This is a genomic window from Pseudoclavibacter sp. VKM Ac-2867, from assembly GCF_015351275.1.
GTDB lineage: Bacteria > Actinomycetota > Actinomycetes > Actinomycetales > Microbacteriaceae > Pseudoclavibacter.
Window position 1 is genome coordinate 1 of sequence record NZ_JADKSL010000033.1, and the last position, 25,389, is coordinate 25,389.

The following is a 25,389-nucleotide window of genomic DNA, read 5'->3' on the forward strand; positions in this document are numbered from 1 at the left end:
CTCGCCGGCGGCGTCGGAGACGACCTTGCCGTGCTCGGAGGTGATGATGCGCGCGAGCTCGAGCTTCCGCTCGTTCAGCAGCTCACGGAAGCGGAACAGCACCCCTTGGCGCTTCGCGACGGAGGCGTTCGACCACGCAGGGAACGCCGCCTTCGCCGCCGCTACCGCCGCGTCGATCTCCGCCTGCTCGGCGAGCGCGACCTGCTTGGTGGCGACGCCAAGGGCGGGGTTGAAGACGGGCGAGGTGCGCGCAGGCGTCGAGGTCGAGGGGGCGCCATCGATCCAGTGCTGGATCGTGGGAAGGGCAGAGTCCACGTGATACTCCTCGGGGTGCGGGCTGGTTCGGGCTGAAAGCATGGTCAGCCTACGGACGGCCACCGACGTTCGAATGGCGGCTTTGTAGAGCCGCGTGCCGGTATTCGACCAAACTGGCATCGGGTTTTGCGACAGACTGGCACCGACGAACCGTGCGACCGAGGAGCGAAATGTCCGAGTACCGAGTGCAGAATCCCGCGACCGGCGAGATCATCGAGAGGTTCGACGACGCGACGGATGCGGAGATCGAGCAGGCCGTCACGAGCGCCGACACCGTCTACCGGGAATGGCGTGAGCGCAGCGTGCAGGAGCGGGCCGCCGTCGTGCGACGCGTCGCCGAGATCTTCCTCGAGCGCAAGGACGAGCTCGCCCACCTCATCGCCGTCGAGATGGGCAAGTCCGTGCAGGAGTCGATCGACGAGGTCGAGTTCGCTGCGTCGATCACCGACTACTACGGCGTGCACGGCCCGAGCCTCATCACCGACGCCGAGATCCCAAGCACCATCCCCGGCAAGGCGTTCATCGAGCATCGTCCGGTCGGCACCCTGCTCGGCGTCATGCCGTGGAACTTCCCCTACTACCAGGTGGCGCGCTTCGCGGCACCGAACCTCGTGCTGGGCAACACCATCCTGCTCAAGCACGCGGACATCTGCGCGCGGTCGGCCCTGACCATCCAGGAGATCATGGAGCAGGCTGGCGTCCCGGTCGGCGGCTACCAGAACGTCTTCGCGTCGCACGATCAGATCGCGACGCTCATCGCCGACTCCCGCGTGCAGGGAATCTCGCTCACGGGCTCCGAACGTGCTGGGGCGATCATCGGGGCGCAGGCGGGCCGGAACCTGAAGAAGTGCGTGCTCGAGCTCGGCGGCATCGACCCCATGATCGTGCTCGACTCGGATGACGTCGCGGCTGTCGCGAAGCAGGCGTGGGACTTCCGCGTCTACAACGTGGGCCAGGTCTGCAACTCGAACAAGCGTCTCATCGTCATGGACGACATCTACGACGAGTTCGTCGAGGAGCTGAAGAAGCTCGCGACGGGACTCGTCCCCGGCGACCAGCTCGAGATGGCCGAGGGCCAGTTCGCGCCGATGTCCAGCCGAACGGCGGCCGAGACCGTCGATGCTCAGGTGCAGAAGGCGGTCGCGGAGGGCGCGACGCTTGAGATCGGCGGAGTGCTGTCCGATGGCCCGGGAGCCCACTACTCGCCGGCCGTGCTCACCGGTGTCCCACGCGACTCCGAGTCGTACGGCGTCGAGCTCTTCGGTCCCGTCGCGACGGTCTACCGAGTTTCGAGTGACGAGGAGGCGCTCGATCTCGCGAACGACTGCGCGCTTGGTCTCGGTGGCTCGGTCTTCTCGACCGACGAAGCGCGCGCGACCCGTATCGCGCAGCGTCTCGAGGTGGGCATGGCGCACGTCAACACGATCGCGGCGGAGGCGGCAGAGCTGCCGTTCGGCGGGGTCAAGAACTCGGGCTTCGGACGCGAGATGGGCCCCATCGGCATCGGCGAGTTCGCCAACAAGCGCCTGTTCTTCGTCTCCGCCTGAGCGCAGCGGGTGCCGAGCTCAGCGCTGACCGTTCAGGTCAGTTGCTGCGGTTCGTGCGCTCGATGACTTCCTGGCCCGTGTTGGGGTCGATGACCTTCCGGGTCGTCGACGTCGACTGCTTGCGGCGCAGCGCCGTGACGAGGCTCAGGATGAACACGACGACGCCAGCACCCATGAGGATGTAGCCGATGGTCTTGAGATCGACGAAGCCGTCGAGGTCGATGTTGATGGCAAACGCCAGGATGGCGCCGATGACGATGAGTGCGATGCCGCTGCCGTAGCCCATTGGATGACCTCCGTGTCGGATCGAGCGGACGTCGCTCGGGGGATGCCTCAAGTTTCGCACCGCTCGCGTCGTATCTCGACTCCCAGATGTCGATTCGTGCTCGGCGACGAGAATCGGTCAGGCGACGGGGCGTCGATCAGGCCATGATGGACGCATGGAAGACGAGCAACTGATCACCGTCCTGAGCGACGAGGAAAGCCGCGCTCTACTGCGCGCGACGACGTTCGGTCGCATCGCGTTCGCCGTGAACGGCCGTGTGGAGATCTATCCGATCAACGTCGTGTTCAGCGAGCGCGATGGTGAGATCGTCTTCAAGTCGGCGCCCGGCTTCAAGCTCGCAGGGGCATCCATCGCCAAGGAGGTCGTGTTCCAGTCGGACGCCCTGGGAGACGGATTCGCGACGAGCCTCGTGGCACGCGGGGGAGCCCGGGTGCTGAGCACCGAGGCGGAGCTCGAGAAGGCGGAGGAGCTCGGCGTGCGCCCGCTCATCGCGGCACCCAAGAACGAGTACGTGGCGATCACGGTCGCCGAGGTCTCTGGCCGTCGCTACATCACCGGTGAAGAGGCCGAGCCCCTCATCGACACCATCGCCTAGGCATGCCGGATTCCCTGTTGAGTGCCGCCGCTTCCGGTGTCACGGAGCCCGACCCCGTCGACCGGCTCATCCTCGATGAAGCCGCCGAGCTGGGTGTGGTGGATGCGCCGCTCGCGGTTGTCGGCGACGCCACGGGTGCGCTGGCCGTCGCGGCCGCGGAGCGCTTCGACCTGGACACGGTCCGCACCTTCCACGACGCCGTCTCGGAGGAGCGGGCGAGCGACGATGCAGTGCGGGCGAGCTTCCGTTCGCTCAAGGCCGTTCGTTTCGGCTTGGAGCCGGGGCTGTTCGACGGCGTTCGCCTCGTGCTGCTGCGCCTGCCGAAGTCGCTCGCGGAACTCGATGAGATCGCGCGCCTCGTCGCGGCGCACGCGCATCCAGAGGTGCGGATCGTCGCTGGCGGACGCATCAAGCACATGAGCCGCGGAATGAACGAGACCCTCGAGCGTTCGTTCGAGAGTGTGACGGCGAGCCTCGGCAGGCAGAAGTCGAGGGTGCTGCACGCGAGCGCCCCGAAGCCGGAGCTGAGAGGCGCGGCGTCGGCGTATCCGATCGTGCAGAGCTCAGATGAGCTGGGCTTCTCGATCGCGAGCCACGGTGGCGCGTTCGCGGGCCCGCGCCTCGATCTAGGCACGCGCGAGCTGCTCTCGGCCCTGCAGGACCTTCCCGCGGACGAGCTCCCGCAGGCGGGCCTCGCCGTCGACCTCGGCTGCGGCACGGGCGTGCTCGCCGTCGCGGTCGCGAGGCTGCGACCGGAGCTCGAGGTGATCGCGAGCGATCGATCCTGGGCTGCCGTGTCCTCCGCTCGCGAGACGGTGCGCATTGCGGGCGTCGAAGACAGGGTCGAGGTGCGCCGCGAAGACGCGGGGTCGAGCATCGAGACCGGTTCCGTGGACGTGCTCCTCCTCAACCCGCCGTTCCACGACCGGCACGAGGTGGTCGAGGACATGGCGCATCCGCTGTTCGAGCAGGCCGCGCGCATGCTGAGGCCCGGCGCCTGCATGCTCACGGTGTTCAACTCGGGTCTGGCCCACCGTGCGGCGCTCGAGCGAATCGTCGGCCCCAGCACGCAGATCTCGCGCGGTGCCAAGTTCACGGTGGTGCTCAGTCGCAGGCGCGGCTGATCGGGACGAAAAGTGGCGGATTCGCGCCTCCGGGCGGGCATCCGGTCGGTAGGCTGGGGAACTGAACCGGAGGCGCAATGACCGATCTCATCCACATGCTTCGCGACTGGATGCCGAAGCAGCGCTGGTACTCGGGCGGTGAGGGTCAGACGCCGCAGCTCACGCACCTCGGTAGCTACGTGCTCGCCAACCCGAACGGGGAGGCCGGGGTGCATCTCGTCACGGTGCCGTGCATCCTCGATTCCTCCGGCGACGTCCCGGTCGTGTACCAGGTGCCGATCGTGCTCCGCGAGGTGGATGCGCGTGTTCCCGCACTCGGGTACATCGGGTCGATCAGCAACGCAGTCGGACGTGTGAGCGCCGTCGTCGATGGTCCGCACGACATCGCGTTCGCTCGGGCGCTCCTTGCGCTGCTCGAGCGCGAGGGGCACGCGGCGGGGGCCGGTGGGCGGAGGGATATCGCTGCGTACGGACTGCCGATGCCCGGCGCGGTGCTCGGCAGCTTCGTGACGAGTCGGGTGCTGTCTGGCGAGCAGTCGAACTCGTCGATCATCTGCGAGATGCGCATGCCAGATGGGAGTGCCGCTGCGCCTCTCATCCTCAAGGTCTTCCGCATGCTGCACGATGGCGAGAACCCGGAGGTGACACTCCAGTCGGCGCTCGCCGCGGCAGGTTCCGTGCGTGTGCCGCCCGCCATCGGCCACCTTTCGGGCTACTGGCCCGACCCGCGCGTGAGCAGCGGACGCGCCTCCGGCAACTTCGTGTTCGCGCAGGAGTTCCTCCCCGGCGTCGAGGATGCGTGGCGGGTGGCGCTGCGCGCCGCCGAGACGGGCGACGACTTCGGTGATGCCGCGTACACGCTCGGCGAGGCGACCGCGGAGGTGCACCGCACACTTCGCGAGGTGCTGCCGAGCGTCGAGGCGAGCGCCCCGAAGGTGCAGGCCGAGGTCGATGCCATGCGACAGCGCCTGGATGCGGCCATCGCCGTCGCCCCGGCCCTCGAGCGCCTGCGGGGTGCGGCGGAGGAGGTCTACGCGCACGCCGCCGAGATGCACTGGCCAACGCTGCAGCGGGTGCACGGCGACCTGCACTTGGGTCAGGTACTTGCCGTGGAGGGCAGCGGCTGGGTGTTCCTCGACTTCGAGGGCGAGCCGCTGCGCAGCATCGAGCAGCGCAATACGGCGGATGCCCCGCAGCGTGACATCGCGGGCATCCTTCGATCATTCGATTACGTCGCCGGGTCGCTGGAGATGACGACTGGGCGGGATGTCGCCGGTGACTGGGCCGCCCGTGCGCGTCAATCGTTCCTCAACGGCTACGCGGCGGCCGTGAGTGGCGAAGAGCGAATCGGACGTCATACGGGCGCGATCACGCTCGACGGCCGGGCCGCGCACCGGCAGGCGCGTGACTCGCACGATGCCAGCGATGCGCGCGGCGCGAGAGGTGGGGCTGGTTCGTTCTCGCAGGGGGATCAGTCGAGCCCGCTGCCGCTGAGCGCTGCGGAGTCGGCCGCGCTCATCAGGGTCTTCGAGCTCGACAAGGCGCTGTACGAAGTGATCTACGAGGCATCTCAGCGGCCTGCCTGGCTCAGGATTCCCGTGCGTGCCGTGCAGCGCATCCTCGCCTAGGGGGCACTGCCGGCTGCCGGAGTCGACCGCGGTGCGCAGGCGGAGCTGCCGTTCTCCACAGATATGTTCCCCAACTGTTCCGGGCGTCGCGCCGCGAGTAGGTTCGCGAGTACGCAATCGGGAGGATGCACGTGCCGCGCACCACGACGTTCGACAGTTCGCCCGGCGACCCGCGAGGGGTGCCGAGCGCGGGAGGCTACTCACCTGAGGTGTACGACCTGCTGCTGGATGCGGGCGGCAGGCTTGCCGTGTTCTACGCCGCGCGAGCAGCGCGTGCCCGCAGCGACCTCGAGTCCAGGCGGTGGCTGGGAAAGCTCGCCGAACTCCGCGAGGAGGTCGCGGGTGTCGATGCCCAGTCGAACGTGAGCGTTGTCCGGAAGCGGAACGAACTGTTGGAGCGGCACCGAGCAGAGGCGAGCATCGTCGGCGGCGGGCGCGGCGGCGACAGGGCACTCCGGGGCGCCGGGTGAGCGCGACGGTGATGGGGCCTTGCAAGAAACGCACCACGAGAGGACGAACATGACCGACATGCCCAGCGACGAGCCCATCGACGACTACGACCCGATGATCTACGACGCCATGCGCGAAGCCGCGAACCGGCTCGGTGGGCTGTATATGGAGCGATGGCACCTCGCCGAGAGCGAAGCCGACAAGGAAAAGTGGCTCGCCCTCAACCACCAGGTCTGGCGTGAGTCTCGCGCCGTGGATCCGAGCTCCCTCGGAGCGGTGCAGAGCGCTCGAGCTGACTTCGTTGCTCGCTTCAGGGCCGAGGAGCTCTGATGTTTCGCTCGGAGCTGGGCCGTGGAGACCTCACCGAGATCTTCGAACGCTCTATCCGGGACAAGCTGGAAGTCGCGCCGCGGAACGTGGACCCGACATTGATCCTGGTTGCCGCCCAGCCGGGAGCTGGCAAGACTCGAACCGTTGCATTAGCAGAGCGCGCCCACGAGGGGTCTATGGCCGTGATGGGGGACGACTTTCGGCAGTTCCACCCTGATTTCGCCCGCGTCATGCGGGAGGACCCGCTTCGCATGCCGGAGGTGACGGCGCAGGCTGCTGGCGCGTGGGCGCGCATGTCGAGCGACTACCTGCGGGAACGTCAGGCATCCGTGGTGTTCGAGACGACGTTCCGACAGCCGGACGCCGTTGTCGCGACAGCCAAGGAGTTCCGCGATGCCGGCTACCGCGTCGAGGTGCGCGCTCTTGCCGTGCCCGAAGCGGTCTCGCGGCTCGGCGTGCTCTCGCGCTACGCGGAACAGGTCCGCGACCAAGGGGCCGGCAGGTGGACCCCACAAGCGTTCCACGACGTCGCTGCCGAGCAGATGCCGAAGTCGCTCGAACGAGTCATCGCCGAGGGGCACGTCGACCGGGTGCTCGTCGTCGACCGCGCCGGCCGCACCCTCCACGCCGCCGACATCGACACGAAGGCCGCGAGCACAGCCGGCACGCGCGACGGCGCCGACGCCCGAGCCGCCGTCATCGCCGGACGCAACCTCCACAGCCTCACCCCGAGAGATGCGAACACCTGGCTCGCGACACTCGACCGAGACGCGAACTTCGTGCTCCAACAAGCCGACCTCGGCAGCGACGTGCTCGCCACCATCGACGACCTCCGAACCGACGCAACCCACATTGCAGCCCGCGCCCACAGCATGCAGAGCCCCGCCCACGCGGAGGCATCGGCAAGACTCGCGGCCCTCGGCGCCCGAACCAGCGCAGCACGAGAAGCCATCGGTCACAACGAGTGGCCCCCTCAAACGGGCGCGGTCGAGCACCGCGCACAGACCCCGCGCCTCACCACCGAGCTCGCCACAGCGCTCGGCCACACCACCGGCCCACTCGCCGACCTATCCCCGTCGCACACATCCACCCGCGCACGCACGCAGCAGGCACCCCCGCAGCACGAACGCTACGAACGCTGACTTCCGGCACGGCATCCGGTCAGGCGACGCTGCGCAGCTCCGGTTCGCGTACCCGCAGGAACGGTACATACGGCACGACAAGACGCTGCGCGATGCGGCCGAGCACGCCACCGTCGGCCGCCAACTCGACTTCAGCGCCACCACCCATGAGAACCGCCCCCATGTTGTGCTTCGCCGTCGTGCCCCACTGCTCCAGAACCGCCGAGTGCCCCGTCAGCACGTCACCGAGCGACAGGGCCGCCCCCGCAGCGCGCTTCCCCTGCGCCGCGCCGAGCACCCCCGTCTCCAAGCGAACCACCCCGGGCGCATGCGCCGGATCGACGCCATGCCCGAAATGGCCGACCCGCCCCAGGAACGGCAGATGCACGTTGATGCCCAGGATCGGGCCGACGGAAGGATCGACGGGAGCGAGCAGCGAGTAGTGCGGCACGCGAGCCGTCACGGGCAGATCGTCGAGCGACGCCACGCCGTGCCCCAGCCCAGCACTCGACACGTGCACGACCCGGTCGACCCGCATCCCGAGCGCCATCGCCCGCCCCGTCACGCCGCCGCCGAAACTGAACCCGAACGTCGTCAGCTCCACCCGCCCGTCACGCGGGATCGCGTTCACGAACCCACCCAGCTTGCGCGCAAGCCCATCCGCCATCGCCGCCGACAACGCCAACGGGCCGCGTGGGAACCGCCCGCCCTGCCACACGACGAGCCCGGCCGTGCCCGCAGGCGCCAGCGTGATGAGCTCCGACATGGTGTGCGCCTTGCCCTCGAAGTCGAGCAGCCGCGACTCGTTGCCTGGCACGAACACCCCCACCGATGTGACCCCCTCTGCGAACGGCGACGCGAACGGGTCCTCCGACTCCGAGATCGCCGCCCCCACGTACTCGACGATCGAGTCCCGCTCGGGATCGAACGCGAGCACGAAGCGCGGCTTCCCGCCGCGGTCGACGAAGCCACGACCCCCGTGCAGCTCCCGCAGCTGGTGCACAAGCCGCTCGCGGTCGCGCAGCTCCCCACGGCTCGCATCCGCCAGAATGCTCTTGATCTCACCACCGGCGAACGCACTCGCACTGCCAAGCGCACGCTCGATGGAAGCACCCGACTCCAACGCACTGATCGCACGCCCGAGCGACTCCCGGTTGGCCCGCACACGGACCGACCATGGGATGCCATCGAGGTTGCCGACCAGCAGCGGAACCTGCTTCAGGAGACGCGCACGCTCGGCCTCCGACAACGCACCCCACCACTCCCGCGTCGTCGCGGCCGTGGGAGGCGCGTTCAGCACGCGACGCAGGCGCCCACGCGAGATGGGCCGCGACGCGATGAGGCGGGTAAGGTCAGCAGACGAAGAACGGGCTCGCACGCAGAAAGCGTAGCGAGCCCGTCCGACAAATCACGTCGTGAATCTGCCGTACGCACAAGAGGCGCTCAGCCCCCGGTGCGAGCCGGAATCAGTAGTACTCGCCCTGGCGGAAGTCCCAGCTGTTGAACGACTCAGCGAGGATCGCCATGATGCGGTTGATGTCGAGGCCCTTGCGGATCACGACGGGAGCCGGCGAGATGGAACGCTGGCCGCCCTGCTCGGGGATGAGCGTGCCGTCGGCGTCGACCATCGAGATCATGACGCCCTGCTCGTGGCGCGTCTCCGTGGTGGCCTCAGGCTGAATGGATGCGACGTAGTCGTTCGCCTCGATGATGAGGTCGGCGCGGTCGTGGATGCGCTCGCCGATGCCCTCGACGAGTCCACGGTTGCCCTTGCCAGACGGGTTCGCGGAACTCGCGAACGCGAAGCGTCCGTGCTTCTCGTACAGCTCCTTCGCGAGCTTCTCGCCGGGGACGCCGAACTTGATGACGAAGCAGCTCGTGCCGCGCCCGTCCATCATGAGCTCCTTCGTGCCGTCGTCGGGAAGGGCCGCGACAGCCTCTTCCTTCCACGGGAGGATGCAGCCGAGGAGGATGTCGTCGTTCCAGTGGCGCTCGTAGAACGCGTCGATCTCCGGCGTGAGCTGCGCGAGCTCGCGCAGCTGCTCGAGGGAGCCGCACAGCACGACGCCAGGCTTGTTGCGGTTGCGCTCCTTCGCCTCGAACTTCCGCTCGAGTCCCTCCTTGTCGGAGGTCATGATGATGTAGCCGACCTTCGTCGGGACGACGACGAGTCCGCCGTCTCCCGTGAGGATCTCGACGGCTTCTGGCTGCACGTCGCCGTTCCACGCGATCAATTTGCTGTCCATAGCTGCGTTTCTCTCGAAATTGGTGCTCGGGCTCGTCGAGCCGGAGTGAACTGTCGCGTCCGCTTGGGTCGCGTCGAGGATCGATCCTACTTGGTGTTGGCCCGCAGCCAGGGTCGCGCACCCGCTCGCCCGTAGGGTTGAGGGCATGGAGACTCCTCAGCAGGGCCCAGAAGGCGACGCATCCTCCGAGGTCGGACCCGAGGCGCTGGTCATTGCAACGGCCCCGCGGCCGACGACGCCTGAGGCGGTCTCCCAAGTGCTGGAGCGCTTCGTACGCGAGGTGGTGCCGCCGATCTTCGACGCGGACAACACCATGGACGTGCGCGGCCTTGACCTGGCGCGTGTCACCGCGCATCCGCTCGCCGGTGACCTCCTCGGCATCGACATCGATCTCACGGGCGTCGAGGTCACCTTCGACGCCACGGTCGAGGAGGCGCCGCCGCTCCCGGATCTCCCCGAGTTCGGCACCGAGGTCGCGAGGACCGACGCCCGCGTCGCCGAGGTGCGAGTGCGGGGGCTGCCGGTTCGCATCCAGGGCGCCGAAGTCGAGGCGTCGATCACTGCCGCCGGGGTGCATGTCGACTGGGCGGAGGACGATCGCAGCCAGCTGGCGCTGGCGTTGAGGCAGGGCACGGCGGGTGGTGAGGCCGCGACGGTCTTCCCCGTCGACACGCTGCTGGTCGACATCTCCGCGAGGCAGCGGGAGGTGGTGGATGCGCTCGTGTCCATCGTCACGGAGTCGGGGGAGAGTCAGGGCATCCACCTGTCCGATGTCGACCTCGAGCTCACGCAGGCCGGACCTCGGGGCGTGCACCTGCACGCGTCCGGCAAGGTCCGGCGGGGCTTCCTGCGCGCGAGCCTGCTGTTCACGACGGAGGCGCAGCTCGGCGACGACCTGAAGCTCCAGTTCATCAACCCGCGCCTCACGAGCCGCAATCCGCTCATCGGCCTGCTGCTGCTCGCGGTCCGCAGTCAGATCCGCGAGGAGCTCAAGGACCCGATCGACCTCCGTGACCTGCAGCTCGATCCGCTCAAGCTCGTGGATGCGCAGTTCGAGGTCGGCGAGCGGCTGCGGCTGCGTCTGCAGTACGACTGACCTGCGTGGGAGGCGCGTCCGAGGCGCGCCCCGGAGAGCCCCCCGCTGGCTTCTTCGAGGCGGCGAGGACGCCGACCACGACGAACAGGGCGGATGCCACGAAGCTGCCCGGGATGCCCACGCGCTCGATGGCCTGCCCGACAACTGCCGAGCCGAGCGCCTGACCGAGGACGAGGACGACGAACAGCAGCGCGGTTCCTGCCGGTGCGCGGGTGGGATCGAGTCGGGTCGTCCACCAGATGAGCACGCCGGTGCCGGCCGTGTACCCCCAGCCGAAGGCGATGCAGGCGGCGAACGCGAGTGGCCAGGCCCCCGCGGACGTGCCGAGCAGGACCGTCGCCGCGGCGACGGGCAGGCTGGTCATGAGCCAGGCCCGTCGAGAGCTCAGCTTCTGGAGCCTGCCAGCTGAGGCGATGACCGCTGCTCCTCCCACGCCGAGCGCGATCCAGGCCCCCGCGGAGAGCTCCTGACTCGCGCCCGCGCCGACGAGCGCGGTGCGCCCGAATGTCCAGACGGCGGCTGAGCCTGCTCCGAGGAGGAGCGCCGCGGCGATGACGGGCAGGTGCTGGCGAAACCAGGAGCGCGGCGGAACGGAGGCGAGGCGAGGCGCAGCATCCGGTCGCGTGGTGGTGGCGGTGGTGCCTCGCCAGGTCGAGGCGATGACCAGGCCGCCGGCCACGATGCTGGCCCCCGCGGCGAGCGTCCAGGCGAGTCGCCAGTCGGGCAGCAGGACGAGCGCGAGGAGGCCGGCTGCGACGAGGCCGGGGCCCGTGCCCGCGTTGACGACGCCCTGCATCCGTCCCGCGTCCTCCTTCTGGATAGTCCTGTGCAGCAGCTCGACCAGCGCGGGTGACGCGAAGCCGGCTCCGCTCGACGCGAGGATCGCTGCGACCGCGAAGCCGGTGCCGTCGGCGGCGAGGGCCATGCCGAGCGCGCCGCCGGCGGCGGTCAGGGTCGCGAGGGCAGCGAAGAGGCGTGGTGCGCGGGCCGCCAGCAGGAAGCTGGCGAGCGCGGCAGCGCAGTAGGCGGCGGAGGCGCCGCTCGAGATGAGTCCGGCGGTGGATGCGCTCAGGGACAGCTCTGCCTGGACGTCGGGCAGGAAGAGTCCGTAGGCGAGGCGGACGAGTCCGTAGGTGGCGGCGATCAGGGCGGTCCCCGAGGTGACCAGCAGGAGTGGGCGGCGATCCCGTAACGAAAACGATCGTTTCATATTTACGACTCTAGAGTGTTGGCATGGCAATCCGCTCCAGCACCGAGACCAAGCTCCTCGATGCCGCGGACGAGCTGTTCTTCACGGCAGGCATCCACGCGACGCCGATCGACGCCGTGATCGACCGCGCAGGAGTCTCTGCCGCCACGCTCTATCGCGGCTACGCCAGCAAGGAGGCCCTCGTGGCGGCGGCTCTCGAACGTCGGCACCGTGCCTGGATAGAGCTGTGGGATGCGGAGATCGCCGAGCATCGCGGCGACGAGCAGCGGCTGCTCGCCGTCTTCGATGCCCTGGACGCGTTCCGGCAGCAGCCGCTCGGCTCTCGATGGTGCGCCTTCCTCGGGGCTTCCGCCGAGTATGCTGACGCCCCCGCCGAGGTACGCGCCGCGGTGCAGACGGACACCGAGTCGCTGCGGTCGCGGCTCACGCACCTCGCGAGCCCGTTCGACGAGCCAGCGTCTCTCGCCGAGGAGGTGCTGCTGCTCGTCACGGGCTACCTCGCGATGCGTCTGCGCGATGAGCGGTACTCGACTGCCACGGCACGGCGGGTGGCGTCGGGCCTCATCCGGGCCGCCGCGGCCGAACCTGGCTCGAGGCGCGACTCGGCATAGCGGCTGGGACTCAGCCGGCCTGGTCGGACGCGCGGAGCTTCTCCAATGCCAGGGCGATCTGCTCGACTCTGCCGAGAACCGTGGGGCCCATCCAGAGCAGGATCGGCAGTGACGCGACTGATGCCAGGCGGGGGAACTGCTCGCCGCCCGAGAGGACGAGCTCGGCGGCGGCAGCGGTGAAGAAGGCTATCGTCGTGCCGGCTGCGATGGGCAGGAGCAGCGGGGTGACCATGCGTCGTCGATCTATCGCCTCCTGCAGCTCATCGACCCTCGCGATGTTGATGCGGATGCGATCGTTCGCGGGGTTGATCGATTGCTCCAGGAGCCTGCGCGCGCTCTGATCAAGTGGTGTGTCTCGGTGAGCCATGAACAGCCAGGCGAGGAGCAGTGCGAGGCAGAGGGCCAGCGAACCGGTCACACCGAGGAGCGCTGCCCCGAGGGTCGTCTGCCACGGTTCGGGGGCCTCGGCGAGCATCACGGTCAACCACACGCCCGCGACTGCGCCGACGATTCCCGCGAGCACCAGGGTGCGGATGCGTGCCGGCGGCAGCTGGGCGGGGAGATGCTGCACGGCGGCACGCCAGCTGAGTTTCGTGACGGACGTCTCAGCAATGTCCACTTCGTGGATCTCTCCCGGGCCGAGGGCCGTCAGGACGCCGGGCCCAGCCTTGGCCATCCTGGCGTCTCCCCAGCGAAGCCCGAAAAGTGCGGCAAGCACCAGGACGAGCGGGAGACCAGCGATGGCGATGAAGATCACCCAGCCGGTCGGGAGGCCGAGCAGTGCAGCGGTGGTCACGACGCCGATGAGCAGGAGAATGCTCGCGAGGACTGCGAGTGCTCCCTTGCGGTTGCGGTTCTTCGGCATCGAGGCCCCCGTTGTCGCGTCGCGTTTCGGCAGGCGCTGCCGGCTTCTGGGTCGACGGCGACGCTATCGAATGGGCGTGGCCGGTAACTGGGTGGTGCCCTCGGCAAGCGCTTCGGCGGCGGGCCCAGCGGGCACAGCTGTGCGGGCGCCGCGTTCGTGTTCGACGCGGCGCCCGCTCAGCGCGTGCAGCTACTTCGTGACCGAGACTTCGTGGGTCGTGCTCACGGTGGTGCCTGCGGCGTTGATGAACTCGACCGTGTAGGCGTACTGCCCCGGCGCCTTGCCCTCGACCTGCAGCGTCGCCTTCTGGGCGGCGGGGCTCGCAGCGGTGAGCTCGCCGCTGCCGACCTCGACCCCGTTCTCGAGGAAGCGGTAGGCGGTGGCGTTCGTGCCCCACCAGAGGTTCGCGGTGACGGTGTAGGTGCCGTCGCCGTCCCAGTTGTCTGACGAGAGGGACGGAGCGCCAGGGGAGGCGTTCGTCACGGTCACCGTGAGCGACTCCGTAGCGGTCGTTCCCTTCGAATTCACCAGCTCGCCGGTGAAGACGTAGGTTCCGTTCGCCAGGCCGGCGATGTCGACGACGGCTGACTGTGCCGCAGGCGAGTTCGTGCTGAGCGGTGTCGTGCTGACCAGCTGGCCGTCCTGGTAGAGCCGGAAGCTGGAGCCGTTCTCGCCCCACCACAGGTTCATCGTCAGCTGGAACTCGCCGTCACGGAGACCGGTGTTCCAGCCGTCGTTGGAGGAGAGCACTCCCTTTCCCGGTGCCGTCGTCGCGCCGTCGTCCGTTGGGGCTTCCGGCAGCGTCACGGGTGTGGTCGCCGCCGAGCGGGGGCTCTCTCCGGAGGCGTTGATGCCGGTCACCTCGTAGGAGTGGGTCGAACCTGGAGCGAGTCCGGTGACGGTGCAGCTTGCCTCGGTCGCTTCACACACCGGTTCCGATCCCCCTGCCTCGTAGACGCGGTAGCCCGCGAAGCCCGCACCGGTGTTGGCGAGGTCGTCCCAGGAGACGGCGATGGAGGTGTCGCTCTCCTGCGTCGCGACGGCGTTCTGCGGAGTTCCCGGCAGCGTCTCATCGGCGACGGCCAGCCAGGAGATGACCGGCTTCTCGCCGCCCGCGCCCTCGTTGGTCACGAGGTAGTCGACCGTAGCCGCCTCCGAGAGCGTGAAGGTCAGGCTGGCGGAGAGCTTGGGCGTTGAGCCGGAGAGGGGGATGCTCCCCTTCGCGAGTTCCGTGCCGTTGACCGACACGGTCTGGTACATGGTTCTGCTGAGGTTCCACCACTCGGTGAAGCCGCCGGTCAGCGTGTAGGTGCCCGCCTCGAGAGGAAGCCGGTAGCTCAGTTTGGTTGTGTCCTGGTAGAGCCCCGTCGAGTACTTGTCCTTGATATCGGTCCCGGTCTTCAGCTTCATGCCGTCGGAGATGTGTCCCCATTGCGTGGCGGATGTGGAGACCTGGTCGACCTTGTCGTTTCGCAATCCGTCGACGGCGGCTGACACCGCTGCGTACTGGGGCGAGGCGGCGCCGTCCGTTCCGGCGTCGATGAAGTACACCAGCCCGGGTGGCACGATCTCGAACTGCGCGACGACCGGTGCGTCACTTTCGTCGAGGCGTCCGTTGGCCGTGATCGTCTCGTATTCGGTGCGTGGCTGTTCGTGGGCTGCGGGCTCCCACGTGACGGCACGCTCGGTGTCGGCGACCTTCACCGTGCTCGGGAGCGGATCGTCGGTGTCGAGCACACCCTGCACGCCGAGGTCGCGGGGCAGTGTCTGCACGTAGACGAGCGCGAGTCGTGCGTTGTAGCCGCTCGTTCCGTTGGTGCCGAACTCCAGCTCGACGACGGCTTCCTCATCGAGGGTGAGCGTCTGCGCGATCGGCGTCGCCGACCCTGTCGAGGTCGCCGTCTTCGAGACGGTCTCGCCGTTTGCCGTGAGCTTCGCGGAGAGGTTCGTCGTGAGTCCCGCACGGGGCGCCTGAACCCCGACGACGTTGTAGGAACCGGCGGGGAGGGTCAGGTGGTAGGTGACCGGCTTGTTGAAATCGGCGCCGATGTAGGAGGAACCCCAGTCCTGGGCTGTTCCGCTCGCGAGCGTGGTCGCTGCGGTCGAGTACCCCCACGTGCTGCCCGCGGCGGTGCCGTCCCACTTCTGGTCGGCGGTCTCGTTGCGGAGCTCAGGCGAGACGCCTGCCGCGGCCGCATGGGCGGAGCCTGCTCCCGAACCACTCGCGCCGGAGTCGATGAAGTAGTCGAGATCGGCGGGCACGACGAGCACCGTCGCCGAGAAGCGCTGGTAGACGCCGGCTGCGGTCTTCTCCGAGGTTCGACCGCTGGCGGCGAAGCTCGCAAGCTCGCCGGTGGTCGTGGCGCTGGCGTTCGATGCGGCTGTCCAGATGACGTCTTCTTCGGTGCCCGAGAGGACGAGCGTGCCGGGCAGGGCACGTTCGGTGGTCGTGATGGCCACGGAGCCGAGGTCCGTCACGTCGGCGCTCACATCCTTGGGTGTGAGCGCATCTGCCGCGGAGGCGAGACGCCGTTCGAGCGCTGTCGCGCCTTCGACGTCGAGTCCGTACCCGACCGGGTCGGCGATCGCGGTCTGCGCGGCCGTCCGTGCGGCAGCGAACGGAGCCCACGACTGGGGTCCGTAGTCTGCCTCGACGAGCTGCGCGACGGCGGAGACGGCCTCGGTGAGCGCTCCCGTGTCGACGCGCGCGGAGTCGGCGACTGCACTGATCGTGGCGACCGAGTCGACGTTGAGTGCGCTGTCGTTGGCAGTCCTGATGACCACCGTGTGGGCGCCGTTCTCGAGCCCGCGGAGCGTGAAGGTCGTTCGGGCGCTGCCCGCGCTCCAGGTTGGAGCTGCGAGCGCGACGGGGATCCCGTCCACCTCGACATCGAGCGTCGCGGTGCCGGGGTTGGAGCCGATGATGTCCAAGCCCGTTCCGGTGAAGGAGTAGCTCAGTGCGGCTCCCTTGGCCGTGCTCTTGGATGCGGTTCGCTGCCACTCGAACATGCCCTGTCCGTTGACGTGGCTCCAGCTGGCGTCGAACTCGAGAACCGGGGTCGACGTGTTCGACCAGCTGCTCTGGTGCATCCCGTCGATGATCTGCGTGTAGTAGGGCGTGTATCCGGGCAGCGTCTGGATCCGCAGGTTGTCGAACTGCACGAAGTTGAAGCTGGACCCGAGTTGGATGCGCCCCGCGGACTGCGGCGCGGCATCCGTGTGCGACGCGACCTGCACGCCGTTGATCGAGGCCGTGTAGGTGTCGCCGGCGACGGTCACGGCGATGCTGTTCCAGACGCCGGCACCAGCATTGAACGCGACTTCCGCGTTGCCTGCCACGGTGCCGCTCGCGAGCGTCGCGCCGTAGCGGCTGAAGGTCCACGCGCCGGTGGGCTCGACCTTGAGCTCGGCTGCCGAGACGTTCTGCCCGTTCGCCGTGCCGCCCTGCTCTCTGGCGCCGATGGTCGCGTACTGCGCTCCCTCTGCCTCGAAGAGCACGTCGGTCGAGACGGTGTAGTTCGCCCACCGGGCGTCACCGATCGTCGTCTTGGGGTCGCCGCTGTTCCACGCGCCGCCGGCCATGCCAGGGCCCACCTGCTGCCTGAGCACGCGGCCATGGGTCGCATCGGCTGTGGCAACCGATTCGAATGCGCCGTTGGTGTCGTTGGTGTAGCGCGGGGTCACGCCCTGGTCTTCTGGCTGCAGTGCTGGCGTTCCGCTCGGCTTCTGCTTGGCGCCGCGGCTGTCCAGGAACGACGCTCCGGAGTCGACCAGCGATCCGGTGGCCGGGTCATAGCCGCTGATGTTGCCCGCGCCGGCGTACTCGAAGTCGTCGGCGTACAGGACCTCGTCATCGGTGACACCGTTCTGGGTGCCGGTCGGGTCGGTGTCGAGAACGTCGCGGCCGCCGTCCTGGTCGGTGTATTCGGGGGACGTCGGCAGCGAGCTGGCGTAGCCGTCCCTGGGTGTGAGGGTGCCGTCGGCGGCCGCCGTCGCCTGGTCGAGGGTGGTGAGGGTCAGCGACGACCAGGGCTTCACCTCGACGGTGTAGAGCCCGTCTCCGTCCGGCGAGATCTCGCCGATCGGGGTGAGGTAGTTGTCGTTGTAGGCCTGGCCGTCATCCGCGGCGCGCGTCTCCCAGAGCTCAGCCGTGCGGTCCGCCCCGAGCTCCATGTCCTTGGCCGTGATGCGGTACGTCTTCGTGAAGCTGCTGTCGTTGATGATGACGGTCGAGAAGTCGCTGGCGTCGGGCGCCGCCAGGGTCGTGAAGGATGCGCCACCGAGGCGGGCACCGCTCGGCGGATTGCCCTTCCCCAGCTCGCTGTCGGATGCCTGCGGGATCGCCCGCCAGATTCCCGCGGTGTTGTCGTCGTTCTCCCAGCCGAGCTTCGCGAACTTGGTGAACTGCTCGATCATCGCCAGCCCACCGTCGTAGTACAGCCAGCCCGACCACGGGTCGCGCGCGCTCACGAGCTCCTTGGAGGAGTACTGGAACCCGTCGTAGAACGAGCCGATCGCGGGCTGGAAGATGTTGAGGGTGCGTCGGGACTCGTCGAAGCCGGTCGTGACCCAGTTGCCCATCTCGAGTGCGCTGTTCGGCCCACCGAATTGGGTGCCCGTTCCGCCCCGCTCGTCGCTGTTGGTGTTGTTCGGCCTGTCGGCAGAGTTGGAGAACGTGGACTGGCCCTCCGAGTTCCAGACCTCCTTGTCCAGCTCCTCGGCGACCTTCTTGAGGTTGCCGGCGTTGTCGTCGGCGCTCGAGTAGTGGAAGCCCACGATGTCGACGGCGTCACGCAGCGAGGAGTCGCTCGGGGATGTCATCTGGTTGCCGAAGGACACCGGCGGAGTCCCGACCGTGTCGGCGGCGACCGTCTCGATGGATCGGTAGAGGTCCCGTTCCTGATCCGAGGCGAAGCCGCTGTTCGGGTCGCCCGCACTCGCGCTCTCGTAGCCCTTGTCGTCGCCGCGGAGCCAGCCGGAGAAGTCCTTGTAGAGCTGGACCTCGGGGTTGCTCGTCTCGTTGGCGTCTGGGTTGATGGAGTCGACCATGATGCCGTATTCGCGGTACGCGGCGAGCACGGTGTTCTTGAACCAGATGTACTGGGCGGCGTGCGTGGTGGCCCAGGCTGGTCGATTCCAGCGCAGGATGCTGACGTGCACATCGCCGTGTGCGACGAGCTGCGCGTCGGCCGCGAGCTGGAAGCCTGGCTCGCGCTGCACGTTCGGGTACTCGTCACGAGAGCGCATCGTGGCTGCGTTCGGCCCGGTGGAGGTGTTGCGGTCGTTGCCCATCTCGATCTTGATGGTGTTCATGATCGGGCGGTCGCCCCCGAACAGCGTCTCGATCAGCTCCCAGTACTTCTCCGGATGCTGCGCCTTGTAGTCGAGGAGCAGAGCGCTCGTCGAGTTGGCGGTGAGCACGCCGAAGCCCTTGAACGTGAGGCCGTTCACGTTCTCTGCGGCAGCCGCGACGTCTGCGCCGTCCACGGTCACCGAGACAGGATCCGATCCCGCCGCTTGGGCTGACGTGGGGGCGACGAGAACCGGTGCGATCATCGCCACCGCCGTGGCCGCGATGATCGCCAGACTCATCCGCCGCCTGCGGACCCTGCTCGTGCTCGTGACTCGACCGAGCCGATGGTCCTGAGGCATGTGCGCTCTCCGTTCTGTGCGCTGTCCGCGCGGGCTCGTTCGTTGAGTGCGCGGCGGGCACGACTGTGTGCTTCCGAGCTGATCTTGGAGCGGGGTCGACAAAAAGGCCAGCAAAACGAACAGAACCGTTCAAGCTCGACGCGATGCGAACATGTCTGTACGCTCGGATCCGTGGACGACATCCCGCCGTTCGGTCTCCTGCGTCGAGAGCGGATCCTCAACGAGCTGCGGCGGGCAGGGTCCGTCCGCGTCGCCGCGCTCGCGCGGCAGCTCGAGGTGTCCGAGCTCACGATCCGCCGCGACATCACGCACCTCTCCGATCGCGGTCTCCTCACCCGAGTCCACGGTGGCGCAACGCTGCGGAGTCGCCTGGATACCTCGGTGCCGTCGGTCGCCGCACAGGCGACCGCGATTCGCTTCAGGGTCGGCATGGTCACCCCGTCACTGAGTTACTACTGGCCGCAGGTGATCGTTGGCGCACGGGCCGCGGCCACTGACCTCGGCGTGCAGCTCGTGCTCAGGGGTGCCAGCTACTCCGTCGATGATCAGCGCAGGCAGATCTCCTCCCTCGTCGAATCGGGCGGCCTGCACGGCATCATCGCCGCACCGGAGACGGCCGGTGCGGACGGACGGGCGCTGCTGCACTGGCTGGAGTCCCTCCCGGTGCCGGTCGTGCTCGCTGAGCGCCAGGCCTCCTCCGTCGCCGCGCTCACGAGCCTCGAATGGGTCACCACGGACCACGTCTTCGGCGGTTCCCTCGCCGCCGACCATCTCGCATCGCTCGGGCACCGCCGGGTCGGCATCCTCACCTCGACCGGCTCCCCGACCTCCGCGCAGCTCCGGCAGGGATGGAGCGGTGCTGTCAAGGAGCTCGGCCTCGAATCGGTGGTCGACGTCGACGCGAACCTCGACGACATGGACGGGCAGTCGAGGGAGGCGTTCATCGCTCGAGTGCTCGACGATTGTCGCCGGGCATCTGCGACGGCCCTGCTCATCCACTCCGACCCTCAAGCGGTGCTCGTGCAGCAGTACGCCCGCGATCACGGCTGGTCGATCCCCGACGACCTTGCCGTCATCGCCTACGACGACGAGGTGGCGCAGAACGCCGAGCCGCCCATCACGGCGCTGCGCCCTCCCAAGCAGCACATCGGGCGGCTGGCCGTCGAGACGATGGTGTCGCGCCTCGAGGAAGGGCCCCGTCGACCGGTGCAGCGCACGCGTGTCCTCCCCGTGCTGCACGCGCGGAGCTCGACCGCGGCGCTCTCCTGATCGTCAGCCGCGCATCCCCATCGCCCGTTCGTGGTCGATGAGCGCCTGTCGGACAGCGATGTCGTCGGCGTGCCCCGCGAGCTTGCCGCTGGCGCGGACGATGCGGTGCACGGGCACGAAGAGGCCCACGAGGCAGGCGCCGCACGCGCTCGCGGCGGCGCGGGCGGCGCGCGGATGCCCGGCGATGGTCGCGACGTCGCCGTAACTCGCGAGGGTGCCGGGTTCGACGAGCCTGGCCGCCCTCCACATGGCGCGGCGCAGCTCGGTGCCGTCCTGGTGGACGTCGATGGCCTCGAGGAGCGACGGGTCGCCGTCATCGAAGGCTCGGACGGCGGCGAGTGCGGCGTCGGCTTCATCGAGCTCCTGCGTCTCGAGGAGCTCGGATCGGCGGCCGAAGACCGCGTAGGCGAGCGAGTTCGGGCTCCCGAATCCTGAGGCGCGCACAGCCTCCGACGACCCGGCCTTGATGATCGAGAACCGCTCGCCGAGCAGCTCGACGCTGCCGACGCGGAGTCCGGCGGCGTCAAGTGGGCTCTCTCCGGGTGCTTCTGGCATGACAGGAACTCTGCCACGTCGAGAGAAGTCCTGGTCAGAGGCGGTGCGGAGGCGTCGAAATTGCGCTGGGAGTTGGCTGAGTCACCCAGCTCGGGGTGGTAATGGCGGGCTCCGGAACTTAAACTTGAGCCATATCGACTCAACTTTTCATCCATCAGAGTCGGAAGCAACTTTGACGAAGGAGCCCCATGGCAAACATGCAAGGCGCTCAGGCACCAGACGAAGAGGCCAAGAGCGCACTCGAACAGTACGGAATCAACCTCACCGACATCGCCCGCTCGGGCAAGCTCGACCCGGTCATCGGCCGCGACACGGAGATCCGACGCGTCAGCCAGGTGCTGACCCGGCGCACCAAGAACAACCCAGTGCTCATCGGCGAGCCCGGCGTCGGGAAGACCTCGGTCGTCGAGGGCCTCGCCCAGCGCATCGTCGCCGGCGACGTCGCCGAATCCCTCAAGGACAAGGAGCTCGTCAGCCTCGACATGTCGGCGCTCATCGCGGGCGCCAAGTACCGAGGCGACTTCGAGGAGCGGCTCAAGGCCGTCCTCAAGGAGATCACCGAATCCGACGGGCGCATCATCACGTTCATCGACGAGCTCCACACCCTCATGGGTGCTGGCGGCGGAGAGTCGAGCATCTCGGCAGCGAACATGCTGAAGCCCATGCTCGCTCGTGGCGAGCTGCGCCTCATCGGCGCGACAACACTCGACGAGTACCGCCAGTTCATCGAATCGGATGCGGCACTCGAGCGACGCTTCCAGCAGGTGTTCGTCGGCGAGCCCAGCGTCGAGGACTCGATCGCCATCCTCCGCGGCCTGAAAGAACGGTACGAAGCGCACCACAAGGTGTCGATCGCCGACCAGGCGCTCGTCGCCGCAGCCGCGCTCTCGAACCGCTACATCACGGGCCGCAAGCTGCCGGACAAGGCGATCGACCTCATCGACGAGGCGGCCTCGCGCCTGCGGATGGAGATCGACTCCTCGCCGGTGGAGGTCGACACCCTTCAGCGACAGGTCGACCGTCTCCGCCTCGAGGAGCTCGCGCTCAAGAAGGAGCACGACGACGCCTCTCGGCAGCGACTCGCCACACTCCGCGCCGACCTCGACACGAAGAACGCGCGCCTCGGCGAGCTGAAGGAGCGCTGGAGCATCGAGCGGGCGTCCCTCAACCGAATCGGCGAGCTCCGAGAGGAACTCGACAACATCCGCGTGCGCGCCGACCGAGCGCAGCGCGAGGGCAACCTCGAGCTCGCCTCACGGCTGCTCTACGGGGAGCTCCCCGGCATCCAGAAGCAGCTGCACGAGGCTGAGGCCACGGAAGGCGGCGGGCCCAAGCTCGTCAACGACCACGTCACAGCCGAAGACATCGCGGGGGTAGTGGCCGCATGGACCGGCATCCCCGTCGGCAGGCTGCTGCAGGGCGAGATGGAGAAACTCCTCCACCTCGAGGCCGAACTCGGCAAGCGACTCGTCGGGCAGCAGAAGGCGGCGGCGACGGTCGCGGATGCGATCCGCCGCACGCGCGCGGGCATCGCAGACCCCGACCGCCCTACGGGGTCCTTCCTCTTCCTTGGCCCCACCGGAGTCGGGAAGACGGAGCTCGCGCGAGCGCTCGCCGAGCTGCTCTTCGACGATGAGAAAGCCATGATCCGCATCGACATGTCCGAGTACGGGGAGAAGCACTCCGTCGCCCGGCTCGTCGGCGCCCCTCCCGGGTACGTCGGCTATGAACAGGGCGGGCAGCTCACCGAGGCCGTCAGGCGCAGGCCGTACTCGGTTGTGCTGTTCGACGAGGTCGAGAAAGCGCATCCCGAGGTCTTCGACATCCTCTTGCAGGTGCTCGACGACGGGCGTCTCACCGACGGCCAGGGGCGCACGGTCGACTTCCGCAACGTCATCCTGATCCTCACCTCGAACCTCGGCTCCCAGTACCTCATCGACCCGCTCCTCACCCCTGAGGACCGGGAGGAGAGCGTCATGGCGGCCGTCCGACACTCGTTCAAGCCGGAGTTCGTGAACCGACTCGACGACATCGTCGTGTTCAGCGCCCTCTCGCAGGATGAGCTGGCGCAGATCGTGGCGCTGTACATCGACCGGCTCCAGCGCAGGCTCGGCGAGCGTCGCCTCACGATCAAGGTCGACGACGACGCCAGGGCCTGGCTTGCCGAGCGCGGGTACGACCCCATTTACGGGGCCAGGCCGCTGCGTCGACTCATGCAGCGCGAGATCGACGACCGCCTCGCGAGGGCGCTCCTTGCGGGCACGGTCCGCGACGGCGACACGATCTCCGTCGTCGTGGCGAGCGACGGCGAGTCCCTGAACGTGCAGTCCACGACGCCGCACGCCGCGGCCATCGAGTAGGGCGCTTGGCGCTTGGCGTCGGGCGTCTGGCGCTGGCGCTGGCGCTGGCATCAGCGTCAGTTTCACTGCCAGAAGAGTGAGCCAGATGCAGGTTCCAGTCCGCTGGAGTCTGCATCTGGCTCACTCTTCTACGCCCGGGGAGCGGCGCAGAGCGGCGGGGAGCGCCGGGGTGAGGCAGCAGGGAGGCGGAGCCGGGAGGTCTCTGGTGGGTAACTCGGGCGCGTCGCTCGCCGCGCAGGTCCGCAACCACGCTTATCTTGAGCGGCATGGAGCACCTGCGCTGGATACTGCCACTCATCGCCGCGCCTGTCGTCGCCGTGCTCGGCATCGTCGGCGTCATCGCCCTGTCGGTGCGCCGACTCACGTCCACGCCCGTCGCGAGCGAAGACGTCATGGTGCTGTTCGGACGTGACGCCTACCAGTTCTTCCTCGGCACGCTCGTGCCGTTTGTCCTCCTCGCGTTCATCGTCGGCCTCATCGCCTACGCCGTCTACGCCGTCGGGACGACATTCGGGTGGATCGCGCTCCGCGAGACGCCGCTCTTCAAGACCTGGACGCTGCCACTGCTCTTCTCGCCGGCCATCGCCGTCGTCGTGTTCTTCGTCGTCGCCTTCATGCCGTTCGTGGCGGGGCCGAGCGAGGCGCTCGTACCCGTCGTGAGTGCGCTCGGCGCCTTCATCGTCTGCCTCGCGATCGCGGGCGCACTGTGGTTCCGCGAGACTCTCGGCGCCCGCGCCAGCAAGCGCGTCGTCGCCGACGCGCCCGCGACGGGCGAGGTGAGCGTCACCGCCTGAGCCTCGTCCTCGAATCCGGACTCGGGTGCTGCTTTCCCTTTTGCTACCGAGTGGGGAGAGCTGACCTGGCCGAACGTCGGTGGGCGGCCGTACGTTGACAGGATGCTGACGAAACGGGGCTCACAGGTAGGTCGCTTCATCTGGCTTGGGCTGCTCGTCGCCCTGGTCGGATTCGGACTCGGTGCGGCACCCCAATTGCTCGAACGGCTCCACGCGGCGCCGTCGGCAGACGGGCTCGCGTTCGGTTTCGCCACGCTCGCGTACTTCCTGCTCCTTCCCGCCGTGCTGCTCGCCCTGGTGATCCTGTCGACGTACGTCGTCCGAGTCGACCTCCTGCACGCCGTCGAGCGACGCTGGGCAGCGCGGAAGCACGGCGATGGGGCCGACGCCGAGCGGTGGAAGCGGCGAGGGTGCTGGCTCGTGCCGCTGCTCGTCCTCGGGGCCGTGTTCGCGCTCGTCGCGGCCATCGTCGCCCCGGTGCTCTCCGGGGTTGATGGAGCTCCCTCGTCCGACGACGAGGTCGGCCGCTCCTTCACGGGACTCGGCCTCTCACTGCTCTTCTGGGCGTGCATCCTCTTCGCGGTCCTCCTCCTCTTCGGCCTTGGCCGCGCGGCACTCCGAGGGGCCGCCGAGAATCGCCGCGAGAGCAGGCACCGCCGCGGCAAGTACACGAGCCGAGAGCGCGAGCAGCTCGACGCGCAGCGTTACTCCCACGACCGGCTCACGGCTGCGCTTCGCTTCCGAGATGAGCTGCTCGAGCAGCGCATCCCGCAGACCGTCGATGTATGGGACTTCCGCGCTTCGCCCAACGAGGTGTTCTTCCAGGATGCGCCAGCGACCTACGCCCGCTACTACGGGCGAGACGTCAGCTACTCCACCACCTCCGGCTTCTTCTTCGGCAGCCCGGCCTTCGTCGCGGCGGGGCTTGCCGTGAACGCGCTCGGCAACGCATCCGCCCGGTCGAGTGCTGAGCGAGAGGCCGCAGAGCAGTGGCGAGAGTGGCAGACGGCGAGGGTCCTGGTCTCGAACCAGCGACTGATCTGCTTCGCGGGCGGACGGTGGCTGTCGTTCTGGTATTCGGGGGTCGTCGCGAGCTACCCGTCGTTGCGTGAGCGGTCGCTGGTGCTGCAGTTCGAGGGGGCGGAGCCCTTGATGCTCGTCGGCGATCACGTGCCGGTCGCGATCATGATGGCGACGTACTCGATGCACGGGGCCCGAGGACTCGCGGGGCATCCCGACCTCGTGGCCGCCGCGGAGGCTCTCCAGCCCGCGCCCGGGTCGGACTGACGCGGAACCCCTCGCGCCCACAGCGCTGCGCGCTGCGCGCAGCGCGCG

At 68.4% G+C, this 25,389-nt stretch carries 21 protein-coding genes; 13 read left to right on the forward strand and 8 right to left on the reverse strand.

Features of this window, described 5'->3' with window-relative positions; genetic code table 11:
• The coding region (locus ITJ67_RS18870) for an aldehyde dehydrogenase family protein (RefSeq protein WP_194678666.1) at positions 1-357 on the reverse strand (357 nt) is incomplete at its 3' end.
• Positions 358-485: 128 nt separating this feature from the next.
• Here ITJ67_RS18870 and ITJ67_RS18875 point away from each other — a divergent pair.
• Entirely contained in the window at positions 486-1,862 is a 1,377-nt protein-coding gene (locus tag ITJ67_RS18875; protein ID WP_194678667.1) for an NAD-dependent succinate-semialdehyde dehydrogenase, read from the forward strand.
• Positions 1,863-1,899: 37 nt separating this feature from the next.
• Here the strand turns inward: ITJ67_RS18875 and ITJ67_RS18880 are convergent, their stop codons facing one another.
• Positions 1,900-2,148, reverse strand: coding sequence for a DUF6458 family protein (locus ITJ67_RS18880; RefSeq protein WP_104239727.1), 249 nt, complete (start codon positions 2,146-2,148; stop codon positions 1,900-1,902).
• A gap of 154 nt (positions 2,149-2,302) precedes the next feature.
• On the opposite strand from ITJ67_RS18880, the gene ITJ67_RS18885 reads away from it, so the two are divergent.
• The 6 genes from ITJ67_RS18885 to ITJ67_RS18910 all read left to right on the forward strand — a co-directional run bounded on the left by ITJ67_RS18885 (position 2,303) and on the right by ITJ67_RS18910 (position 7,417).
• Positions 2,303-2,743 (forward strand): pyridoxamine 5'-phosphate oxidase family protein, encoded by a 441-nt coding sequence (locus tag ITJ67_RS18885; RefSeq protein ID WP_194678668.1) that lies wholly within the window; start codon positions 2,303-2,305, stop codon positions 2,741-2,743.
• A gap of 2 nt (positions 2,744-2,745) precedes the next feature.
• Positions 2,746-3,867 (forward strand): class I SAM-dependent methyltransferase, encoded by a 1,122-nt coding sequence (locus ITJ67_RS18890; RefSeq protein ID WP_160073796.1) that lies wholly within the window; start codon positions 2,746-2,748, stop codon positions 3,865-3,867.
• A gap of 77 nt (positions 3,868-3,944) precedes the next feature.
• Positions 3,945-5,495: a maltokinase N-terminal cap-like domain-containing protein gene (locus ITJ67_RS18895; protein ID WP_194678669.1), complete on the forward strand. Its 1,551-nt coding sequence runs from the start codon at positions 3,945-3,947 to the stop codon at positions 5,493-5,495.
• A gap of 131 nt (positions 5,496-5,626) precedes the next feature.
• Positions 5,627-5,965, forward strand: coding sequence for a hypothetical protein (locus ITJ67_RS18900; RefSeq protein WP_194678671.1), 339 nt, complete (start codon positions 5,627-5,629; stop codon positions 5,963-5,965).
• Between the two features lie 49 nt (positions 5,966-6,014).
• Positions 6,015-6,275 (forward strand): hypothetical protein, encoded by a 261-nt coding sequence (locus tag ITJ67_RS18905; RefSeq protein ID WP_194678672.1) that lies wholly within the window; start codon positions 6,015-6,017, stop codon positions 6,273-6,275.
• The gene (locus ITJ67_RS18910) at positions 6,275-7,417 is read left to right on the forward strand and encodes a zeta toxin family protein (protein ID WP_194678674.1); all 1,143 of its coding nucleotides are present in this window, start codon (positions 6,275-6,277) and stop codon (positions 7,415-7,417) included. Before ITJ67_RS18905 ends, ITJ67_RS18910 begins: the two co-directional genes overlap by 1 nt.
• 19 nt (positions 7,418-7,436) lie before the next feature.
• Here ITJ67_RS18910 and ITJ67_RS18915 read toward each other — a convergent pair whose 3' ends face one another.
• Together ITJ67_RS18915 and ITJ67_RS18920 are read right to left on the reverse strand one after the other, a co-directional pair.
• Positions 7,437-8,774: a hypothetical protein gene (locus tag ITJ67_RS18915; protein ID WP_194678675.1), complete on the reverse strand. Its 1,338-nt coding sequence runs from the start codon at positions 8,772-8,774 to the stop codon at positions 7,437-7,439.
• Between the two features lie 88 nt (positions 8,775-8,862).
• Positions 8,863-9,642, reverse strand: a complete 780-nt coding sequence (locus ITJ67_RS18920) for an L-threonylcarbamoyladenylate synthase (protein ID WP_104239735.1) — start codon at positions 9,640-9,642, stop codon at positions 8,863-8,865.
• A 145-nt stretch (positions 9,643-9,787) separates the two neighbouring features.
• On the opposite strand from ITJ67_RS18920, the gene ITJ67_RS18925 reads away from it, so the two are divergent.
• Positions 9,788-10,738, forward strand: coding sequence for a hypothetical protein (locus ITJ67_RS18925; RefSeq protein ID WP_194678676.1), 951 nt, complete (start codon positions 9,788-9,790; stop codon positions 10,736-10,738).
• Here the strand turns inward: ITJ67_RS18925 and ITJ67_RS18930 are convergent.
• Positions 10,674-11,948 (reverse strand): MFS transporter, encoded by a 1,275-nt coding sequence (locus tag ITJ67_RS18930; RefSeq protein WP_194678677.1) that lies wholly within the window; start codon positions 11,946-11,948, stop codon positions 10,674-10,676. The two genes, ITJ67_RS18925 and ITJ67_RS18930, sit on opposite strands and share 65 nt — an antisense overlap.
• A 23-nt stretch (positions 11,949-11,971) precedes the next feature.
• On the opposite strand from ITJ67_RS18930, the gene ITJ67_RS18935 reads away from it, so the two are divergent.
• Entirely contained in the window at positions 11,972-12,559 is a 588-nt protein-coding gene (locus ITJ67_RS18935) for a TetR/AcrR family transcriptional regulator (RefSeq protein WP_160073812.1), read from the forward strand.
• Between the two features lie 10 nt (positions 12,560-12,569).
• Here ITJ67_RS18935 and ITJ67_RS18940 read toward each other — a convergent pair whose 3' ends face one another.
• Positions 12,570-13,424, reverse strand: a complete 855-nt coding sequence (locus tag ITJ67_RS18940; protein WP_194678678.1) for a hypothetical protein — start codon at positions 13,422-13,424, stop codon at positions 12,570-12,572.
• 189 nt (positions 13,425-13,613) lie between these two features.
• The gene (locus tag ITJ67_RS18945) at positions 13,614-19,076 is read right to left on the reverse strand and encodes a chitinase N-terminal domain-containing protein (protein ID WP_194678679.1); all 5,463 of its coding nucleotides are present in this window, start codon (positions 19,074-19,076) and stop codon (positions 13,614-13,616) included.
• A gap of 171 nt (positions 19,077-19,247) precedes the next feature.
• Here ITJ67_RS18945 and ITJ67_RS18950 point away from each other — a divergent pair, with 171 nt between their 5' ends.
• Complete coding sequence (locus ITJ67_RS18950) at positions 19,248-20,345, forward strand: substrate-binding domain-containing protein (protein ID WP_323741506.1); 1,098 nt, start codon at positions 19,248-19,250, stop codon at positions 20,343-20,345.
• A gap of 3 nt (positions 20,346-20,348) precedes the next feature.
• Here the strand turns inward: ITJ67_RS18950 and ITJ67_RS18955 are convergent, their stop codons facing one another.
• Positions 20,349-20,900, reverse strand: a complete 552-nt coding sequence (locus ITJ67_RS18955; RefSeq protein ID WP_194678681.1) for a methylated-DNA--[protein]-cysteine S-methyltransferase — start codon at positions 20,898-20,900, stop codon at positions 20,349-20,351.
• A gap of 188 nt (positions 20,901-21,088) precedes the next feature.
• Here ITJ67_RS18955 and ITJ67_RS18960 point away from each other — a divergent pair, with 188 nt between their 5' ends.
• From ITJ67_RS18960 to ITJ67_RS18970, 3 genes are all read left to right on the forward strand, one after another.
• Complete coding sequence (locus ITJ67_RS18960) at positions 21,089-23,260, forward strand: ATP-dependent Clp protease ATP-binding subunit (protein WP_160073822.1); 2,172 nt, start codon at positions 21,089-21,091, stop codon at positions 23,258-23,260.
• Positions 23,261-23,526: 266 nt separating this feature from the next.
• Positions 23,527-24,054: a hypothetical protein gene (locus ITJ67_RS18965; RefSeq protein ID WP_160073824.1), complete on the forward strand. Its 528-nt coding sequence runs from the start codon at positions 23,527-23,529 to the stop codon at positions 24,052-24,054.
• Positions 24,055-24,156: 102 nt separating this feature from the next.
• On the forward strand, positions 24,157-25,341 hold the full coding sequence (locus ITJ67_RS18970) for a hypothetical protein (protein ID WP_194678682.1): 1,185 nt from the start codon (positions 24,157-24,159) through the stop codon (positions 25,339-25,341).
• Positions 25,342-25,389 lie beyond the last annotated feature (48 nt).

Coding starts and splice junctions, on each gene's coding strand:
- ITJ67_RS18895 (WP_194678669.1), top strand. CDS start 3,945: ATGACCGATCTCATCCACATGCTTCGCGACTGGATGCCGAAGCAGCGC.
- ITJ67_RS18925 (WP_194678676.1), top strand. CDS start 9,788: ATGGAGACTCCTCAGCAGGGCCCAGAAGGCGACGCATCCTCCGAGGTC.
- ITJ67_RS18945 (WP_194678679.1), bottom strand. CDS start 19,076: ATGCCTCAGGACCATCGGCTCGGTCGAGTCACGAGCACGAGCAGGGTC.
- ITJ67_RS18875 (WP_194678667.1), top strand. CDS start 486: ATGTCCGAGTACCGAGTGCAGAATCCCGCGACCGGCGAGATCATCGAG.
- ITJ67_RS18930 (WP_194678677.1), bottom strand. CDS start 11,948: ATGAAACGATCGTTTTCGTTACGGGATCGCCGCCCACTCCTGCTGGTC.
- ITJ67_RS18960 (WP_160073822.1), top strand. CDS start 21,089: ATGGCAAACATGCAAGGCGCTCAGGCACCAGACGAAGAGGCCAAGAGC.
- ITJ67_RS18970 (WP_194678682.1), top strand. CDS start 24,157: ATGCTGACGAAACGGGGCTCACAGGTAGGTCGCTTCATCTGGCTTGGG.
- ITJ67_RS18880 (WP_104239727.1), bottom strand. CDS start 2,148: ATGGGCTACGGCAGCGGCATCGCACTCATCGTCATCGGCGCCATCCTG.
- ITJ67_RS18885 (WP_194678668.1), top strand. CDS start 2,303: ATGGAAGACGAGCAACTGATCACCGTCCTGAGCGACGAGGAAAGCCGC.
- ITJ67_RS18965 (WP_160073824.1), top strand. CDS start 23,527: ATGGAGCACCTGCGCTGGATACTGCCACTCATCGCCGCGCCTGTCGTC.
- ITJ67_RS18940 (WP_194678678.1), bottom strand. CDS start 13,424: ATGCCGAAGAACCGCAACCGCAAGGGAGCACTCGCAGTCCTCGCGAGC.
- ITJ67_RS18905 (WP_194678672.1), top strand. CDS start 6,015: ATGACCGACATGCCCAGCGACGAGCCCATCGACGACTACGACCCGATG.
- ITJ67_RS18890 (WP_160073796.1), top strand. CDS start 2,746: ATGCCGGATTCCCTGTTGAGTGCCGCCGCTTCCGGTGTCACGGAGCCC.
- ITJ67_RS18935 (WP_160073812.1), top strand. CDS start 11,972: ATGGCAATCCGCTCCAGCACCGAGACCAAGCTCCTCGATGCCGCGGAC.
- ITJ67_RS18910 (WP_194678674.1), top strand. CDS start 6,275: ATGTTTCGCTCGGAGCTGGGCCGTGGAGACCTCACCGAGATCTTCGAA.
- ITJ67_RS18955 (WP_194678681.1), bottom strand. CDS start 20,900: ATGCCAGAAGCACCCGGAGAGAGCCCACTTGACGCCGCCGGACTCCGC.
- ITJ67_RS18920 (WP_104239735.1), bottom strand. CDS start 9,642: ATGGACAGCAAATTGATCGCGTGGAACGGCGACGTGCAGCCAGAAGCC.